12 protein-coding genes are annotated in these 18495 nt (G+C 43.9%); 5 read left to right on the forward strand and 7 right to left on the reverse strand.

Annotated features, from left to right (window positions below):
* Window positions 1-84: 84 nt before the first annotated feature.
* Complete coding sequence (locus V6252_RS02500; protein ID WP_341609132.1) at window positions 85-6234, forward strand: YadA-like family protein; 6150 nt, start codon at window positions 85-87, stop codon at window positions 6232-6234.
* A gap of 171 nt (window positions 6235-6405) precedes the next feature.
* On the opposite strand, the gene V6252_RS02505 is transcribed toward V6252_RS02500, so the two are convergent.
* Together V6252_RS02505 and maiA are read right to left on the reverse strand one after the other, a co-directional pair.
* The gene (locus V6252_RS02505) at window positions 6406-7584 is read right to left on the reverse strand and encodes a hypothetical protein (RefSeq protein WP_341609133.1); all 1179 of its coding nucleotides are present in this window, start codon (window positions 7582-7584) and stop codon (window positions 6406-6408) included.
* A 349-nt stretch (window positions 7585-7933) separates the two neighbouring features.
* Window positions 7934-8584: a maleylacetoacetate isomerase gene (gene maiA, locus V6252_RS02510; RefSeq protein ID WP_341609159.1), complete on the reverse strand. Its 651-nt coding sequence runs from the start codon at window positions 8582-8584 to the stop codon at window positions 7934-7936.
* 157 nt (window positions 8585-8741) lie between these two features.
* Here maiA and V6252_RS02515 point away from each other — a divergent pair, with 157 nt between their 5' ends.
* A complete protein-coding gene (locus tag V6252_RS02515; protein WP_341609134.1) occupies window positions 8742-9599 on the forward strand; it encodes an IclR family transcriptional regulator in 858 nt (285 codons plus the stop codon).
* 45 nt (window positions 9600-9644) lie between these two features.
* On the opposite strand, the gene V6252_RS02520 is transcribed toward V6252_RS02515, so the two are convergent.
* The 5 genes from V6252_RS02520 to V6252_RS02540 all read right to left on the reverse strand — a co-directional run bounded on the left by V6252_RS02520 (window position 9645) and on the right by V6252_RS02540 (window position 15485).
* Complete coding sequence (locus tag V6252_RS02520) at window positions 9645-10697, reverse strand: TRAP transporter substrate-binding protein (RefSeq protein ID WP_341609135.1); 1053 nt, start codon at window positions 10695-10697, stop codon at window positions 9645-9647.
* A gap of 137 nt (window positions 10698-10834) precedes the next feature.
* Window positions 10835-11410, reverse strand: coding sequence for a VOC family protein (locus V6252_RS02525; RefSeq protein WP_341609136.1), 576 nt, complete (start codon window positions 11408-11410; stop codon window positions 10835-10837).
* 174 nt (window positions 11411-11584) lie between these two features.
* Window positions 11585-12886 (reverse strand): fumarylacetoacetase, encoded by a 1302-nt coding sequence (gene fahA, locus V6252_RS02530; protein ID WP_341609137.1) that lies wholly within the window; start codon window positions 12884-12886, stop codon window positions 11585-11587.
* Window positions 12887-13183: 297 nt separating this feature from the next.
* On the reverse strand, window positions 13184-14380 hold the full coding sequence (locus tag V6252_RS02535; RefSeq protein ID WP_341609138.1) for an amino acid aminotransferase: 1197 nt from the start codon (window positions 14378-14380) through the stop codon (window positions 13184-13186).
* Between the two features lie 157 nt (window positions 14381-14537).
* Window positions 14538-15485, reverse strand: a complete 948-nt coding sequence (locus tag V6252_RS02540; RefSeq protein WP_341609139.1) for a LysR family transcriptional regulator — start codon at window positions 15483-15485, stop codon at window positions 14538-14540.
* A gap of 178 nt (window positions 15486-15663) precedes the next feature.
* Here V6252_RS02540 and hppD point away from each other — a divergent pair, with 178 nt between their 5' ends.
* The 3 genes from hppD (at window position 15664) to V6252_RS02555 (ending at window position 18337) form a co-directional block, all read left to right on the forward strand.
* Entirely contained in the window at window positions 15664-16764 is a 1101-nt protein-coding gene (hppD, locus tag V6252_RS02545) for a 4-hydroxyphenylpyruvate dioxygenase (RefSeq protein WP_341609140.1), read from the forward strand.
* 132 nt (window positions 16765-16896) lie between these two features.
* A complete protein-coding gene (phhA, locus tag V6252_RS02550; RefSeq protein ID WP_341609141.1) occupies window positions 16897-17847 on the forward strand; it encodes a phenylalanine 4-monooxygenase in 951 nt (316 codons plus the stop codon).
* A gap of 148 nt (window positions 17848-17995) precedes the next feature.
* A complete protein-coding gene (locus V6252_RS02555) occupies window positions 17996-18337 on the forward strand; it encodes a 4a-hydroxytetrahydrobiopterin dehydratase (protein WP_341609142.1) in 342 nt (113 codons plus the stop codon).
* The last annotated feature ends 158 nt before the right edge of the window (window positions 18338-18495 follow it).

Consider the following 18495-nt stretch of genomic DNA (forward strand, 5'->3'; position numbering starts at 1 on the left):
GTTTTATTTTGTCACATCGTCTCTCTGACATAGATCTTATCTCTGATTTTTTAAATCTGACAAGTCTGTAAGGGAGTACGCATCATGAACCGCATCTATAAAGTCATCTGGAATGAAGCCTTAAGTTGTTTTACCGCCGTTGGTGAATACGCGAAGGGACGTGGCAAATCTTCCAAATCGAGTGTTAGCTCTAACGCTACCATCAATACAACGTCTAACCTGTCCGTTATCCATACGTTACGTCTGAGCACTATAGCGCTTGGGCTACTAGCGGCTGGCTTTAGCATGCAGGCGAATGCATTGGGTACTTACTTTGCTGGAGACGATCCAACAACTAGAATACATACCAACTCATTCTTTCATCAAACACTAACGGTGCAGGGTGGAGAGACGGTCACTGGCGATCCCAATACCAAAAATATCAGCGTGACTGCCAATAGGCGTGATAAGTTGCTAACGATAAAGCTTGATGAAAATATCGACTTAGGGACTGATGGCAGTCTCAAAACGGGTGATACTTTAGTTGACAATTCAGGTATTAAGATTACAGCCATAAATCCAGCCAATAGTGTCACTTTGAGCAGTAGTGGTCTAAACAATGGTAATAATAAAATCATTAATGTAGCCGATGGCGACGTTATGGTAGGGAGCAAAGATGCAGTTAATGGCTCGCAGCTTCATAGCTTAGCCAGTACGGTTGCGGCTAACAAAACCAAGTACTACAGTGTAAACAGCAGCGCCACAGGGTTGTTAACTAACGAAAACAATGATGGTGCAACAGGCTACAATGCGATGGCTATGGGTGGCAATGCCAGTGCATCTGGTAGCCAAACGATAGCCATTGGTAGTGGCGAGAGTGGTCAGCACACGACTGCATCAGGAGAACAATCCATCGCTATTGGTGCAAATGTTGTCTCAAAAGGTAGCTCTTCTATTGCTATCGGTGGTGACGATTTGAATGCTGCATCCGAAGCAAACACCGATGGCACAGCTAATGTTGGCCAAAACAGTGGTAGTGTTAATACGGTGTTTAGATCTTACACTGGTCGAGATCTTGTTGAACCAACACAGTATGATAGGAATACTGAAGCTGCAGGTGCAGCCTCCATAGCTATTGGCTCAAAGGCGCTATCTACAGGAGACTTGTCTACCGCTATTGGCGTGCAATCTAGTACAGCAGGTATTGCTGCTTCCGCATTCGGTATTGGCGCATCAGCAAGCAAGGATGGTTCTGTCTCTCTAGGTGCTGGCGCTCAGTCTAATGCTCAAGATGGTGTGGCACTAGGATCGCAATCTGTGGCTAACGTTGCAGGTGGTGCGGTTGGCTTTGCTCCATCAAGTGCTAGTGTCATAGACAAAGCAGCTATTACGGCAACTAATAGTACAGGTCTTGGTGCAGTTTCTGTTGGTAGCTCTACTAATGGTACTCGCCAAATTGTAAATGTCGCAGCAGGTACTCAAGACAGTGACGCAGTAAACGTATCTCAATTAAAAGCGTTAGATACTATCGTTGCTGGCATTGATTTTCCTATTCGTTCTAGCAGTACACAGCCATACACCACATCAGTAACAGGTACTGATGCTCTTGCCGTTGGCTCGAATGCCAATGCAAAAGGTAATAATGCAACCGCTGTTGGAGAGAGCGCATTTGCAAACGCAAATGCAACCGTTATCGGTGAAGGCGCAAGATCTTCGTTCAACGGTTTTGCTGGTGGTCAGGAGGCCAAAGCGGGTGTTAATTCAGTGGCGATAGGTCAAAGAGCCACAAACGGAACCGCAAGTCGTGCGGTTGCGATAGGCTATGAAGCAAAAGCAACTGCCCAAGACACCATTGCACTTGGTCTTGATGCACGAGCTGAAGCGTTAGGTAGTATTGCACTAGGTAAAGGTTCTAGAGCAAATGCTCTAAACAGTGTCGCTTTAGGTCAAAACTCTATTGCAGCTGTACAAAGCGGTGCATCTTTCTTAACCAATGTTGCGGCTGATGCCAATAACGGCACCGTCTCAGTAGGCGCTGTTGCAAGCGAACGTCGTATCGTTAACGTTGCAGGTGGTTCAGCAGATACGGATGCAGTGAACGTATCTCAGCTAAAAGTGGTTACAGAAACAGCCAATAGAGGCTGGGATATCAGCGCACAAGGTGATAGTGCTACCGCAAGTACGGTAGAACCTGGCGACTCAGTTGACTTCAATAGTAAAAACAGCAATATCACTGTTTCTAAAGACACTACTAATAATGATGTCTCGTTCGAACTCAACAATAATTTAGACCTAGGTAATAACGGTAGTGTAGAAATGGGCTCAAGCTCTCCATTCGGTTTTGGTGATACAACGACACTTGATCGTTCTGGTCTTAAAACAGGTAACTCATACCTTAGTACTACCGTTGATGGCTTAGGTGTTAAAACGGGGAATAGGTTTGTTAACACAAATGTTAGTAGTTTAGGCGTCGCTGTATCAACGCCATTTTCTAAAACTCTTCTATCTAGTAATGGTCTCAATATTATTGGTGGTCCAAGCGTAACAAAATCTGGTGGTATCAACGCTGGTAACAAAAAGATTATCAATGTTGATAACGGTGAAGACCCAAATGATGCTGTCAATGTCAGTCAGCTAAGTAGCTCGTCTGCCGCTGCCAGAACCAAAGTCTTAAAGGGAACCAATGTTTCTAGTGTTGATTTCTCAATCGACAGTGACACAGGACAAGATGTTTATACTGTTAATGCTAATGGTGCTAAAACCTCAGCAGGATCTGCAGCTGTCACAGTTACTGCAGGTGAAAAAGATGAGGCGACTAACACGACCGATTATGCCGTTGACTTAAGTGCCGATAGTAAAGCCAGTCTAGTTAAAGCAGACAGTGCCATGCAGACTATTATTGCCCAAATAGATGGCGTTAATGTCAAAACGCTCAATAAAACGGATAATAAGGCTAACTTCCTAACGGGAGATAACATTGTTCTTAGTGCTGAGGATGGCGGTATTAAAATCGCTACAAAAGAGGATGTCACTTTCACTAGTGCCAGCTTTGCTAATAGTACAGTTCGTTTGAGTAGTGAAGGTCTTGATAATGGCGGAAACAGAATCATCAATGTAGATGATGGTGATGCGCCTATGGACGCTGTCAACGTCAGGCAGCTAAACGTCGTGACAGAAACTGCTAATAGAGGTTGGGATATTAGTGCACAAGGTAATAGTGCTACCGCAAGTACGGTAGAACCTGGCGACTCAGTTGACTTCAATAGTAAAAACAGCAATATCACTGTCTCCAAAACAGCTAACAACAATGATGTCTCGTTCGAACTCAACAACAACTTAGACCTAGGTAATAATGGTAGTGTAGAAATGGGTTCAAGCTCTCCATTCGGTCTTGGTAATACAACGACACTTGATCGCTCTGGTCTTAAAACAGGTAACTCATACCTTAGTACTACCGTTGATGGTTTAGGTGTTGAAACGGGGAATAGGTTTGTTAACACAAATGTTAGTAGTTTAGGCGTCGCTGTATCAACGCCATTTTCTAAAACTCTTCTATCTAGTAATGGTCTCAATATTATTGGTGGTCCAAGCGTAACAAAATCTGGTGGTATCAATGCTGCCAACAAAAAGATTATCAATGTTGATAACGGTGAAGACCCAAATGATGCTGTCAATGTCAGTCAGCTCAGCAGTGCCTCCGCTGCCGCTAAAACAGAGGTCGCCGCAGGTACTAACGTGGCAGGTGTTGTGAAGTCTACAGGTGGTAACGGTCAAGATGTCTATACTGTCAATGCAGATGGTGTGACCGCTTCAGCAGGATCTGCAGCGGTCACAGTCACAGCAGGTGAAAAAGATGATACAACTAACACCACCGATTACGCTGTTGACTTAAGTGCTGATAGTAAAGCCAGTCTGGTAAAAGCTGACAGCGCCATGCAGACCATTGTTGCTCAAATAGATGGCGTTGACGTTAAAACGCTTAACCAAACGGACAATACGGCTAATTTCCTAACAGGAGATAACATTGTTCTCACTGCTGAGGATGGTGGTATTAAAGTCGCTACAGCAGAGGATGTCACTTTCACTAGTGCTAGCTTTGCTGATAGTACAGTTCGTGTGAGTGGTGAAGGTCTTGATAATGGCGGCAACAGAATCATCAATGTAGATGATGGTGATGCAGATACTGATGCTGTCAATGTTAGACAATTAAATGCAACTAACAATACAGTGGACCTAGGACTGAACTTTACAGGAGATGATACAACCGTTGTCGTCAATCGCAAGTTGGGTCAAACGTTGACACTCCAAGGAGGCGCGACAGAGTTAACTGAGAACAATATCGGTGTGATCGCTGATGAAGAGGGCAATCTAAATGTTAGATTGGCTGAAGATGTCATGCTTGGTAAAAACGGTAGCGTGAGAATGGAAAGCACGGTGCTTAACAATGCAGGCGTCACCATCACTGATGGTCCTAATCAGACCATTACGTTAAGCAACGAAGGTCTTGATAATGGTAATAATAGAATTATCAAAGTTGATAAGGGAATTGCCCCAACCGATGCCGTAAACTTTGCACAGCTCACTATGACTAATGATGAAATCGCTAAAGGCATCAAAATTGGTGACGGCAATAGTGCCAATGATCAGCAATTTTCGCTAGGCGATACCATCAATGTCACAGGAGATAACAATCTGACTACTGTCGCTTCTGCGACTGGCGTCCAAGTGAAACTGAATAATCAGTTAGACCTCGGAGATGATGGCAGTATACAGATAGGCAATAGCATCATGAGTGATGCAGGCTTTACCTTCGTCGGAAATGGCGTGAATAGAATGGTTTCGCAGGTCTCATTGAGTAGCCGTGGTCTAGACAATGGAGGCAACACCATTCGCAACGTTGGGGAAGGTGTGCTAAATACGGATGCTGTCAATGTTGGGCAGTTAAAAGATGTCGCCATTGCCTTGGATCAAGGTTGGGGCATCACCGCTCAAGGTGATATCGCTACGATGGTAAAACAAGGAGATGCCGTCGACCTCAGTAGTAAAGACGGTAATATCAAGGTATCTAGGAAATCAGTGAGTGATGTGGCTGCTTTCGATAGTAGTCCATCATTGCAAGCTGCAGCCATCCCTACCAATGCTAATGACATTAGCTTTGATTTGAACCCAGATATTACTTTGAATAGCGTAACCACTGGTGGTACGGTTATGAATGACGATGGACTGACCATTGCAGGTGGCCCAAGCATCACGAGAAGTGGTATTGATGCCGCTAATACCAAAATTACCAACGTTCAAAATGGCGAAGTTTCGGCGACAAGTCAGGACGCCATAAATGGTGGTCAGCTTTATGCCCAAGGCACTGGTATCAGCAGTATTATCGGTGGTGACACTGTTTACAATGCCGAAGATGGTACTTTTACCAACAGTAACATTGGTGGAACAGGTGAAAGCAATATTGATGGTGCGATTGCTTCTATCAGACAAGGTACAATTGAAATTAGTGAAAATGTTCAAATTAATACAGAGAGCATTACCACTAATACAACCAATATCGCGACCAATACGACAAATATTGCTACGAATACCAGCAATATCACGACCAATACCACGAATATCGAAACCAATACGGATAAACTAGATGCTGGACTCAATTTTGGCGCAGACAGTGGCGCTAATATCAATAAACCAATTGGCGATGATAGCGTCCTAAGCTTCACTGGTGGCAATAACATTACCACCACAGCAGATGGTAGTAGTATTAAGTTTGATCTAAACGATAATATCAGCGTTGATAGTGTCACAGTTGGGACAACGGTTATCAATAGTGAGGGCATCAGTATGCAAGATGGGCCAAGTATGACGTCTCAAGGTCTATATGCTGGTAACCAACGTATGACTGGTGTCGCCGATGGGGTCGAAGCAACAGACGCCGTCAATTATAGTCAGCTTAGCGCGCTTGATAGTCGACTCAATAACAATATGAGCGATCTTGGCTACAAAATCGACGAAGTAGAAGACGATGCAAATGCAGGTATCTCAGCTGCGATGGCAATGTCGGCAATGCCTCAGGCCTATATCGCAGGTAAGTCATTGATCGGTGGCGGTGTCGGTACCTATAATGGAGAGAGTGCTGTAGCAATTGGTTTCTCTAAGTTATCTAATGACGGTCGCTGGGTCATCAAGGTAAATGGTACAGCAGATACTCAAGGTAACGTAGGCGGTGCAGTGGGTGCAGGCTTCCATTTTGACTAACAAAGCCTTTCAATTGTAGTTATCGATAGATTATAAAAAAGCAAGACATCCAATGTCTTGCTTTTTTACGGCTTAAAGATAAACAATTAAAGTAATAAAGCTATCGATAAATCAGAATAAGCGCTTGTAGGTTGTATCTTACAAGCGCTTATTATTCCTAATTAAGGGCTTCTATATTCTGAACATTGCGCCATTCGGTGTCAGTCCAACATAAGCCATACCTGCTTGATTCATCCAGTGAGGTTGAATAATGCCATGCTGCAAAATCGCATGAATATCTCTATGCGCCCTTTCTATCTTATGCTTTTTATATAGGGAGGCTGTGCCTGCGACTGCGTAAATTTCAGATACCATGTCACGAACTTCTCTTGCGGCTTCACAAGATGCTGCCCATACATCTGCAAGCTGTATATCAGTAAAGGTGTTTTTTCGCTGAGATTCTTCCCACAATATATCTACACTATGATGCAGTTGGGTGCGTTTTGATGCCAGTATTGTTTTGCTCTTAGCAATGGTAGCCTGTACCGTTGCACGGTCACGTAGATCTGGACTCTTACCCGGTGTTACTCTTTCAAGGCACATATCAACCAAGTCATCCATAGCGGCTTTTAATACGCCTAGCGCCATAGCAGCACAGCCAGCAGCATTGATACAACCAATAGGCAGACGACTGTAGGCAGTATCGATAGCCACAGGACTATCGAAGTCAACTGCATAAGCCTCTTTGACAAAAGCGTCTTTGACGACTATATCGTGGCTACCTGTGCCATTTAAACCGCCCACATCCCACGTATCAATGATTTTTACATCTTTCTTGGGAATAAAGAATAGCTTTAAATTTGCACCTGGGCCAAGGGTTGTAGGAGAGCCTTCGGAGATAATGAGGCAACGTAGCACAAACCAGTCAGCCAATTGGCATCCAGAGACGAGAGTCCATTGTCCTGATACCATATAGCCATTATCTACTGTTTGGGCCACGCCTTCAGGACGTGCGGAATTGGCATAAATATGAGAGGGGTCGCTGTATACTTCTTTCATACTGGATTCATCCAAAAATCGACCGAATGTACAGGCCAAATGGTTGTTCCAAACGATCCAAGCAACGGATGCCTCAGCACTGGCCAACGTCTCATAAGTTTTGAGCGTTTCTATTGGGTTTCCTGCCCATCCTCCTAACGATTTAGGCAGCCCCATTCTAAATAATGCAAATTCTGAAAGTTTATTGACTACCACGGGCGCAATTTTTCTAGCGCTTTCTGTTTCATCTCTAAACATGATTGCTGATGCATAAATCTTGTTTGCTGCATCCGATGGTAGGGTGGTTATCTCTGCTGAGGATATATCATTCATATTGTTCAACCTTATTGTGATGAATAAGACAGTACTTTTTTCTACAGCTGATAAAGTACAAATTTGAGCGATGACAAATGCTTATATAAAGAATAACCAACAGCTGCCCACCATACAACCGTTAATATAAATATATTAAAAATTATATTTTAAAAATTGAATAAATAACAATCAATGAGGCTAAATTCAGCGATTAAGCTAGAAGTTAAGCTGCGAAAATAGGTAGGGGTAAAGAATAGCGAAGAATAAAGCTCGACCAAATACTAAGTGTTAATTCTAAGTCACTTAATATTTGGCCGAGAAAATAAATATTCTATAAAGATAGGTATCCTATAAAAACTATCTTAAATTAGGCATCACGTTTCGGCGCATCAGGTTGCATCATAGGATCCGCATCTGCAAATGCCTTTAGTGTACGGCAATGAGTATCAATGGCGACGATACTGGGATAAGCGCTTAAATCTACTTTGAAGCGGCGAGCAGAAGAGACTTGCGGAATCAAATAACAATCTGCGAGAGTAGGACTGTCCCCATAGCAGAACTGTCCGCGATTGTTATCCGCCGTTAAACGTGTTTCTAAAGCAGCAAAACCTTCACTGATCCAGCGATTGCACCATGCAATCACATTTTCCTCGTCTACTGACAGCTCATTACGCAGGTACTGTAAAATGCGACGATTATTAATTGGGTGGATGTCGCAACCAATCATGGCATTCAGCGCGCGTACCTGCATACGCCCAGCAGTATCTTTAGGTAATAGTGCGTGCTCAGGGTAGACCTCTTCTAACCACTCCAAGATAGCTGGACTTTGATATAATAATAAATCGTCAGTTTGTAGGACAGGCACCAATCCTTGTGGATTAATCGCTTTAAAGGCAGACTCTAACTGTTCATCCTGTGCCAGATTGATCGTGATATCATCGTAATCTAAACCTTTTAGGTTCATAGCGATACGAGTACGGTAAGACGTGCTACTACGAAAGTAGCCATAAAGTGTCATCATGATTCATGTCCTTATATTGATGTGTTTTTATAAAGATAAATATTATGAAGTAGGGGCTGCATCTCAGTGATATTTGATTGGGCAAGCCATTATTGAACAAGCCATTAACAAGCAAAATTAAAAAATAACCAAGCACACCAGAATCGAGCAAATCATGCCAGCAGACAAAACCCTTGTAGACAGTTCTATCAGCAGTAAAAACCAAAGTGGGGTTCAGTCGCTTGAGATTGGGCTGTCGATACTCGATGTGCTGATCGACCGTAATGAGCCTATGATGCTAAAAGATATCGCTGAAGCCATGCAAATGCACCCAGCAAAATCCCATCGTTACTTGGTCAGTCTCATCCGCAAAAACTATGCGCGTAAGCTTGATGATGGGCGCTATGGGCTTGGCGATAGAGTCAATGCATTGACATCACTAGGACATACGGAACTCAACCAAAACAATCTTTTGGCACGTCTCACGCAAGTGGCTACTGACATCAAAGACACCTTAAACTGCGGTGTGCAAATTGCCAAATGGTTTAGCGAAGGCCCTATTATTATTCAGTCCGTTGAGCCAGACAGTCCGATTAGTATCATCACTCGCATTGGCTCACGTATGCCTCTGACGACATCGGCCACAGGGCAGTTATTTGCCAGTTATCAACCTGATGCCGTCATCCAGCCGTTGGTCACAGCTGAATGGCATACGAGTAATACCGCCGCAGATATGGCCGAGAAGTGGCAGCACTTTACCCAGCTACAAGCTAAAATACGTACTCAAGGCTATGCGACAGTGACGGGCGATATGCTTATGGGTATTAATGCCATTACAATTCCTGTTATATTGCCACAGCTTGCCAATAGTGCTGCTACACCATCCACAAGTAGTGACAAAATTGCTGGTGAAGATTTACCGCTAGAATATGCCATCACTATCATTGGAACAACAGAGCAATTGCCTATGAGTGAGCAACATAACGTGGTTAAGCAAATACTGGTGATAGCACAGCGTTATCAAATTGCCTAGCCAGTATGTAGTGCTATAAGCTAGGGCGTGTCTTCAATTCATTCTCTAAACCATACAGCCGCTACTGGCCGCTTTTGCTTTTTCGTATACGTTGTCAGCGTCTAGGCCAGTTGCATTCACTTCATCAAGGTAATGTTGAGAGCCTTCCATTAATGGGCCTCTCCAATCTGAATCATTAAGCGGATCAGGGATATCGATCATGATATCGCCTTTTGCTTTGGCAGCGGCCATCGCTTTGGCATTACTCACATCAAACACTTCCGATATATGTGCTGCCAGCGCTGCGCCTGAATTATCATCAATCACTTTTTTGAGGTCATCGGGCAAACTGTTATATTTTTCTTTATTCATGCTAATCACAAAGGTGGAGTTATAAAAAGGAATATTGGTGTGCGTATTGATCAGCTCATCAAGGCGAAACGCTTGAATGGGTTGCCAAGTAAAGCTGAGCCCGTCAATCACACCGCGCTGCAGAGAGGTATAAGTATCACTGGCAGGCATACCGACAGGTGCAGCACCAGTGGCTTCGATAATATGGCTCGCAACCGCAGACGGTTGGCGAATACGGAGACCTTTCATATCAGCTGGTGTACGAATCGGTTTATCAACCGTATGAAGTGCACCTTGTCCAGTGCCTATCAGCGCTAGCAAGTGAGTGTCTTCGTACTCGTCTTTAATGACACCCTCGTCATATAGTTTATGAAGTATACAGCTCTGCTGCTGTGCAGTATTTGTGATGCCTGGCAACTCTACGATTTGAGTCAAAGGGAATCGTCCTGCTGTATATCCTTGTGCTTGCATACCAATATCTACGCTACCTTTAGCTGTAGCGTCATAGGTAGCACCTGGTTTGCTGAGCGTCGCAGAAGGGTATATCTCAACCTTTAAGCGACCTTTTGAATCTGCTTCAATTTTCTTTGCCCATGGCTCTAACGCTTCGGTGTTTATATTGTCAGTGGCAGTCATGAAGTGCGAGAACCGCAACGTTGTCACTTCACCTACATCTGTAGACGCGCCTTCTGCTTGGTCGTTATTGGAGCAGCTAGTCATCGCAAGCGAGGCGGCTAAGAGTATTCCTAGAGGGGTTCTTATTTTCATCATAGAGTCCTTTCATGATGGTTAGATATGGTTCGCTACCATTTGCTACCTAGAGCGTGTCGTTAATCATCACTTTTAGGCTTAAAGCGATGATTAACTGATCATTTAAAAAGGCAGTAAACAGAATGACAGGAGAGTTACTCGCCGACAGGAGCAACTTCGCGTGCTTCAGCCAGCTCATCACTATGCAGAAACTGTGTATGTGCAGGAGCACGCTTGGTACGAGACCACTCATCTAGCATGTCTTGCTTGATGGCATCTGTAATCATCGATACTTTGTCTTCTGAGGTTGGATCATCATAGGTCAGCTCGAGACGATGACCGTTGGGATCAAAGAAGTAAATCGAGTGAAAGATGCCGTGATTGGTCACGCCAATGACATCGATGCCTGCAGTTTCTAAATGCTCTTTGGCAACAATTAGCTCGTCACGGTCCTTAACCTTTAGCGCTAAGTGCTGCACCCAGCTTGGGGTATTCGGGTCAAAGCCCATCTCAGGTTGATTGGGTACTTCAAAGAACGCTAAGACATTGCCATTACCAGCGTCCAAAAAGACGTGCATATAAGGGTCAAAGGCTTTGGTCGAAGGCACATGATCTTCTGCGAATGCTAAAATGAAATCCATGTTTAGATTTTTTTTATACCATTCGACGGTTTCTTTGGCATCTTTGCAGCGGTAAGCCACATGATGAATTTTCTCAATTTGAAAGCTCATATCAAACTCCTTTTGATAAGGCGCGTCACTCATTTGGCTTTGTTCACATAACTATGAGTAGGTGAATGCGTTTGTTTTCCTATCCGCCTGCATGAGAATTTTCACGCCTATTTTGCTATTTCTCTGTCTATGTTATTTCTTAAATACTATTTATCAGTCACTACTTTCCAAATACTACTTGTCAAAATCAAAGCTAAGCGCTGGCAGTACTTTGCCGCGCACTTCGCCAAAGCCAACACGGATGCCGTCTTTTTCGCTATAGCCTTTCATGATGACCGTGTCACCATCTTCGATAAAGCTGCGCGTCTCACCGCCTTTTAGCGTGACTGGTTTGGTAGCGTTCCAAGCAATCTCTAGCATTGAGCCATAAGAGTCAGGCGTTGGCCCTGAAATCGTCCCTGAGCCCATCATGTCACCGACTTCAACTTTGCAACCAGTGATGGTGTGGTGGGTAAGCTGCTGTGCCATTGACCAGTACATGTATTTAAAATTGGTCTCGCAAATGACGGTCGCTGTTTCCGCATTTTCAGGCAGTAACTCAACCGATAGATTGATATCAAAGCTGTTGTCGCTCGATTTTTCATTTAAATATGCAAGCGGCTTGGGTTCTTGAGTTGGGCAAGCTGTTTTAAACGGAGCCAATGCATCCATAGTGACAATCCAAGGAGAAACCTCAGAGGCAAAAGTTTTGGCATTAAACGGACCTAATGGCACGTATTCCCATTTTTGGATATCTCGTGCTGACCAGTCATTGAGCAACACCATGCCAAAGATATGATCAGCGGCATTATCTACGGCGATTGGCTGACCGATATGATTGCCTTTGCCAACGACAAATGCAGTCTCTAGCTCAAAATCCAAGCGCTTACAGGCTGAGAAGATAGGACGCTCATCAGGGCTAGGCTTTAGCTGACCAGATGGACGTACGATATCAGTTCCACTGACGATAACGGTGCTGGCGCGTCCGTTATAGCCAACTGGCATTTCGGTCCAGTTAGGCAGTAGGGCGTTGTTTGGATCGCGGAACATGGTGCCGACGTTGGTCGCGTGCTCTTTCGATGAGTAAAAATCTGTAAAGCCCGGTACTTGCACTGGCAAATGCATGGTGACGTCTGCTTGCTTAAACAGCGCCTTTTTTTGCAAGTCTGTATTGTCGCGTAGAGTGTCATTGTCGCTAGACAGCAGTGTTTGAATAGTCGTGCGTGCCTGCGTCCATTTGTCTCGACCAGAATCAATAAAAGAATTTAGCGTGGATTGGTTAAAATAAGGACCACCTTCCAAACTTAATAGACCTTCGGCTTCGAGTACAGATAGATCCAGTACATGCTTACCGATGGCAACGCCTGCACGGCGATTTTTATCACCAGTAGCGTCTTTGGTCTCGCTAAAGATGCCATAAGGGAGATTGTGAATAGAAAAGTCAGAGTCAGCAGCGATATCGATAAAAGACATGAGGGTGCTGTCAGTCGTTGACATGATTTGCTCCTTGCTAATATAAATTATGAATTACGTTATAATTAATCACTTACGTATAATGTAATTTATTGATATATGGATTGCAAGTTTTTTGTGCCATGTCTTTTGTTAAAAGGCTGCTTTGAAAAGTTGTTGTTGGTGTTTTGACTAAACGGTTCTGACTAGATAGTTTTGACGAAATAATTTTGATTAAATGCTAGGCATAAAAAAAGGCCGAGCAGTCGCTCAGCCTTTCTTATCCGCGTTCATTTTTTATAAAGTTACATATTGAGTAACATGTTAAGTAACTTGGACTAATTAGTCTTTTAAGACGTCTGCCATGGCATTGGCCACATAGTCGATGTTGCTGGTATTTAGGCCAGCCACACACATACGTGAGTTAGAGACCATATAGATACCAAACTCGCTTTGTAGGCGCTCGACCTGTTCAGGCGTCAATCCAGTAAAGCTAAACATGCCGTTTTGACGAGTGATGTAGTCAAAGTTACGGTTCGGGATTTTGGCTTCTAATACCGATTTTAACTTTAGGCGCATGGCTTTGATACGGTCGCGCATCGCATAAACTTCGCCAACCCACTGCTCATGTAGTGCTTCATCGTTCATGACGATATCGACCACGCGTCCACCATGTGATGGCGGGCTTGAGTAGATACGGCGTACGGTTGCGTTTAGCTGACCGAATACGCGATCGGTTTCGTCTACGGTTGGGCAGACGACTGATAGGCCGCCGATGCGCTCGCCATATAGCGACAAGTTTTTAGAGAATGAGTTGCTAACAAACAATGGCAAGCCCATCTCAACCGCTTTACGAATAGCGTAAGCGTCGCTGTCCATGTCTTCGCCAAACCCTTGATAAGCGATGTCCATGAATGGAATCAGCTCACGCGCCTTCACGACGTTGAGGACAGTGTCCCATTGCGCTTGAGTCAAATCCATACCGGTTGGGTTATGGCAGCATGGGTGTAGCAAAATGACGTCGTTTTTGTTCAATGTTTCAAAAAACGCAATCATTTCATCAAATTTGATGCTGCTGCTGGCTTTGTCGTAGTACGGGTATTTACCGACTTCTACATCAGAGCCTTCAAAGATAGCGATATGGTTGCCCCATGTTGGATCGCTCACATAGCACTTAGCTTGTGGGAACCAGTCATGAATAAATTCAGCACCAACTTTCAACGCGCCAGAACCACCGATTGTAGCGATAGTAGCGACCAAGCCGTCCTTTAAAATCTGAGCGTCTTTACCAAACAGTAATTCCTGACAGCCTTTACGGTGGCCTGGTAGACCTGCCATTGGCAAGTATGGACGCGGTGCGATAGGATCAGCAATACGCTCTTCGGCTGTTTTTACACAGTCGAGTACAGGCAATACGCCACTCTCATCATAATAAATACCAATGCCTAAATTGACCTTGTTAGGATTGCTATCTGCTGAGTATTTTTCCATAAGACCTAAAATTGGATCACCAGCGTAATAATCGATACGTTCAAACATGCCATTTCCTTATAAAAATATAAATCGAGCAGCCGAAAATCATAGAGCAAATCGCGGCTGAACTCAACACGAGAGTGGGTTATATGCGGCAATTAATAAAATAAATAGCCAAATAGATTGTTTATCCGTCTATCAAGCGCATTTGACATGCTATACGTCATTCGCTAGACGACGATTCAGAGTGATGTAGGTCGTTATAATGAGTCGCAAAATAGGTTTGCAAAAACTGCTTAAAAGCAATTGTCGCCGGAGAGAGCGCCCGTGAAGCACGTTGATAAATAAAGAATTGCCGCATTTTGACTGGTTGAGTGAGTGGACGCATCAGCAGACCATTGGCGCTGACCCAATCAATAACTTCAGGCATGTAGGGCAGACACAGCGTAATACCAAAGCCTTGGCGTGTCATCTCAAGCGCGGTGGACATAAAATTCACCTTGTATCGAGCTTGTTGAACGTGAGCGGAGATAGAGTCGTCGAGCTCTGCGGTTACTTGATCTAGGAACGGACCTTGTAAAGTAATCAGCGGCGTTTCTAATAAATCTTGCCAAGTAATTTCGTCTCTTTGTGCCAGTGCATGATTATCTGGCATAACCACGCAAAATGGTAGCTGATATAACAAGTCAGCCCTGATGTCATCATCAGTTTCTATAAAACCAAGCTCGGTGCCAACGCCTAAATCGACTTCGATATCTTGAATATGCTTAAGTAAATTTTCGGCTGAGCAGTCCAATAGTGAGACGCCGATATTTGGGTATTCTTTGGCAAATTGGGCGATGACGGCAGGTAGGGATGATGCTGCAAACTGTGATACCGCCAAGCGCACCTGACCTTGGGCCAAGCTGGTCAAGCTACTTGCTTCATTTTCAAACAGCTGCATCTCATTCAAGATACGCCGCGCTTGTGGTAGTAGATGCCGTCCTACTGCTGACAGAGACAACTGGCGAGTGGTTCGATCAAACAGCACGATACCGAGGCCAGTCTCTAATTCCTTAATCAATCCACTGACGGCAGATTGGGTCAAATACATCTGTTCGCTGGCACGAGTAAAGCTGCCGTTGTCAGCGACTTTGATAAATGCGGTCAATTGGCGAATGCTTATATTCATAAGTAAACCTGATAAATAAATCATAAAAAACAATTAGTCTTATAAATAAAGCTAATCTAATATAAATACAACGTCAACAATAAAGATTGATTATTAATCGTTTTATAGACTTTCGCTAATAACCAACTTTTACTACTCATCGATTTTCTATTACCAATTGAAATTAAGGATAATTACAATGGCAGATTTATTTGACAACCCAATGGGACTAAATGGATTTGATTTTGTCGAGTTCGCCTCTCCGCAACCTGATGCAGTCGACGCATTGTTTAAGCAGCTTGGTTTTGCCCATGTCGCCAATCATCGTTCGAAAGACGTTGCTCTATATCGTCAAGGTGATATCAACCTTATCCTAAACCGTGAGCCAAAAAGCCAAGCCAGTTACTTCGTTGAAGAGCATGGCGCTGGTGCTTGTAGCATGGGCTTTCGGGTAAAAGATGCCAAAAAAGCATATGAGCGTGCGATAGAAATGGGCGCGCAGCCAGTAGATGTACCAACTGGGGTGATGGAGCTTAGGTTGCCTGCTATCAAAGGCATTGGTGGCTCACTAATCTATTTGATTGACCGTTATAAAGATGGCGAATCTATCTATGATGTCGACTTTGAATTCTTTGCAGATATCGACAGAAACCCTATCGGCTATGGCTTCAAAGTTATCGATCATCTAACGCACAACGTCTATCGCGGACGCATGGCGTACTGGGCAAAATTCTATGAGCGTATCTTTAATTTCCGCGAGATTCGCTACTTTGATATCAAAGGTGAGTACACGGGACTAACCAGTAAAGCCATGACTGCACCCGATGGCAAAATCCGTATTCCACTGAATGAAGAAGCCAAACAGGGTGGTGGTCAAATCGAAGAGTACCTAATGCACTTCAATGGCGAAGGTATTCAGCATATTGCGCTAGCCAGTGATGACTTGTTTGCCAGCATCGACAAGCTAAAAGCGGCTGGTATTCCACTCATGACCGCACCAAATGCTGCCTACTATGAAATGCTGAGCGAGCGCTTACCGAACCATGGTGAAAATGTCGCCGACTTGCAAACGCGCGGTATCTTGTTAGACGGCACGACAGAAGGCGGTGCACCGCGTCTGCTACTACAGATTTTCTCTGAAACCATCTTGGGTAGCCCAGTGTTCTTTGAGTTTATTCAGCGTAAAGGCGATTATGCAGACGGCTTTGGTGAAGGTAACTTTAAAGCGTTGTTTGAGTCGATAGAGCGCGACCAAGTACGTCGCGGCACAGTCGGTCAGCCAGAGACTGAAACCCTATAATATTATCTAACGCTTAGACCACATCTAACAATTGGACAAGACAAAAGGAGTTTGTGTTGTCCTTAATAGGTGCGTTACCTACAAGCACGACTGCAAAGGTAATGCTCTCATTGCGATAAAAGGAATACAGGCATGGAACGCCTATCACAGATAGATTCTCTTAATACTGCCATCGGTACCAATAGCGTTGCTACTAATAATAAGCAAAGCAACGATGCGTCCAGTCACTCTAATGTGACAAATAAAAAACAGCCCTATATCTCACACCAGCCAGATAGTAATGGTCATATTCACTATAGTGATGATGAGCATGCGATGTGGCAAGCACTGCTGGCACGTCAAGCAGAGCAAACACCCAATCGTGCGTGTAATGCATATCTAGAGGGTTTGACCAAGTTAAATTTACCGACGACGCATATCCCACAGTTGCACGATATCGATGAGGTATTGCAAGCGACCACAGGTTGGCAAACTGCTGCTGTGCCTGCATTAATCAGCTTCGGTAAATTTTTTAAACTGCTCGCCAATAAGTCCTTTCCTGTGGCGACGTTTATTCGTCGATTTGATGATATGGAGTATATTGAAGAGCCTGATATTTTTCATGAAATCGTTGGGCATTGTCCGCTATTGACCCATCCTGCGTTTGCAGCCTTCAATGAAACGTATGGTAAGCTTGGCCTTAGCGCGACGAAAGAGGAGCGCTGGTTTTTAGCACGACTGTATTGGTTTACCATTGAGTTTGGATTGGTCGGCAGTCGCGTAGAAAATCGTAGAATCTATGGCGGCGGTATATTAAGCTCACCTTCTGAAACAATCTACGCACTTGATCGGACGCCGCAAGAGCTTTCAATCGCTCAAAATAAGCCGCAATCTCAACCTCAGTCTCAACCTGAGCACCGAGCGTTTGATTTGCTTGATGTATTGCGTACACCTTATCGTATTGATCAGATACAGCCGATCTACTATGTTATCGATGAATTAGATACCTTATTTGATATCGTCAATAGTGACATTATGGGTGCGGTCAAAAAAGCTATGTCGCTTGGACTATTCGAGCCGACCTATCCAGAAAAAACTCGTTAAAATGGCAATTCAAAATTAAACATAAAAACCATCGCTTCAGTACGAAGTATTGATATAGCAATACAGATATATCAACATGGACGTACAAGTATTAAAAAATAGCTATCAAAACAGACATCGAAAACAGCCACTATAAAAGGATTTTATTATGACAGCATTATCACAAAACAGCTGCGAAGCTTGCCGCATTGGCGCACCGAAAGTCGATGAAGCCGAAGCACAAGAACTATTACCGCAAATTCCTGATTGGTCACTAATCGAGGTGGATGGTATTAAGCAATTGCAGCGTCAGTATAAATTTAAAAACTTCGTCTCAGCGATGGCATTTGCTAATCAACTGGCAGAAATCGCTGAAGCAGAAGGGCATCATCCGGGTATATTGGTAGAGTGGGGTAAGGCTACGGTCACTTGGTGGTCGCATAGTATCAAGGGTTTGCATCGTAATGATTTTGTCATGGCAGCTAAGACCGATAACTTACTGAGCAAGTAATAAGTTGCTTCACTAGCAAATCAATTTAATCATACCCCTACCATTAAAATTAAAATCAAACCCAATTTAGTGCCAGTATTTACTGGCATTTTAAGGATGTGTCATGCCACCAAAACCCCTCACATTAATCAGTGCCAAGCTCGCCTTTATCATATCCG

The sequence above is a fragment of the Psychrobacter proteolyticus genome (genome assembly GCF_038155145.1).
Lineage (GTDB): Bacteria > Pseudomonadota > Gammaproteobacteria > Pseudomonadales > Moraxellaceae > Psychrobacter > Psychrobacter proteolyticus_B.

What these genes read in the sequence shown, in the direction of transcription:
- V6252_RS02500 (WP_341609132.1), top strand. Translation starts at nt 85, where the DNA reads ATGAACCGCATCTATAAAGTCATCTGGAATGAAGCCTTAAGTTGTTTT.
- V6252_RS02515 (WP_341609134.1), top strand. Translation starts at nt 8,742, where the DNA reads ATGCCAGCAGACAAAACCCTTGTAGACAGTTCTATCAGCAGTAAAAAC.
- V6252_RS02535 (WP_341609138.1), bottom strand. Translation starts at nt 14,380, where the DNA reads ATGTTTGAACGTATCGATTATTACGCTGGTGATCCAATTTTAGGTCTT.
- phhA (WP_341609141.1), top strand. Translation starts at nt 16,897, where the DNA reads ATGGAACGCCTATCACAGATAGATTCTCTTAATACTGCCATCGGTACC.
- V6252_RS02520 (WP_341609135.1), bottom strand. Translation starts at nt 10,697, where the DNA reads ATGAAAATAAGAACCCCTCTAGGAATACTCTTAGCCGCCTCGCTTGCG.
- V6252_RS02525 (WP_341609136.1), bottom strand. Translation starts at nt 11,410, where the DNA reads ATGAGCTTTCAAATTGAGAAAATTCATCATGTGGCTTACCGCTGCAAA.
- maiA (WP_341609159.1), bottom strand. Translation starts at nt 8,584, where the DNA reads ATGACACTTTATGGCTACTTTCGTAGTAGCACGTCTTACCGTACTCGT.
- V6252_RS02540 (WP_341609139.1), bottom strand. Translation starts at nt 15,485, where the DNA reads ATGAATATAAGCATTCGCCAATTGACCGCATTTATCAAAGTCGCTGAC.
- hppD (WP_341609140.1), top strand. Translation starts at nt 15,664, where the DNA reads ATGGCAGATTTATTTGACAACCCAATGGGACTAAATGGATTTGATTTT.
- V6252_RS02505 (WP_341609133.1), bottom strand. Translation starts at nt 7,584, where the DNA reads ATGAATGATATATCCTCAGCAGAGATAACCACCCTACCATCGGATGCA.
- V6252_RS02555 (WP_341609142.1), top strand. Translation starts at nt 17,996, where the DNA reads ATGACAGCATTATCACAAAACAGCTGCGAAGCTTGCCGCATTGGCGCA.
- fahA (WP_341609137.1), bottom strand. Translation starts at nt 12,886, where the DNA reads ATGTCAACGACTGACAGCACCCTCATGTCTTTTATCGATATCGCTGCT.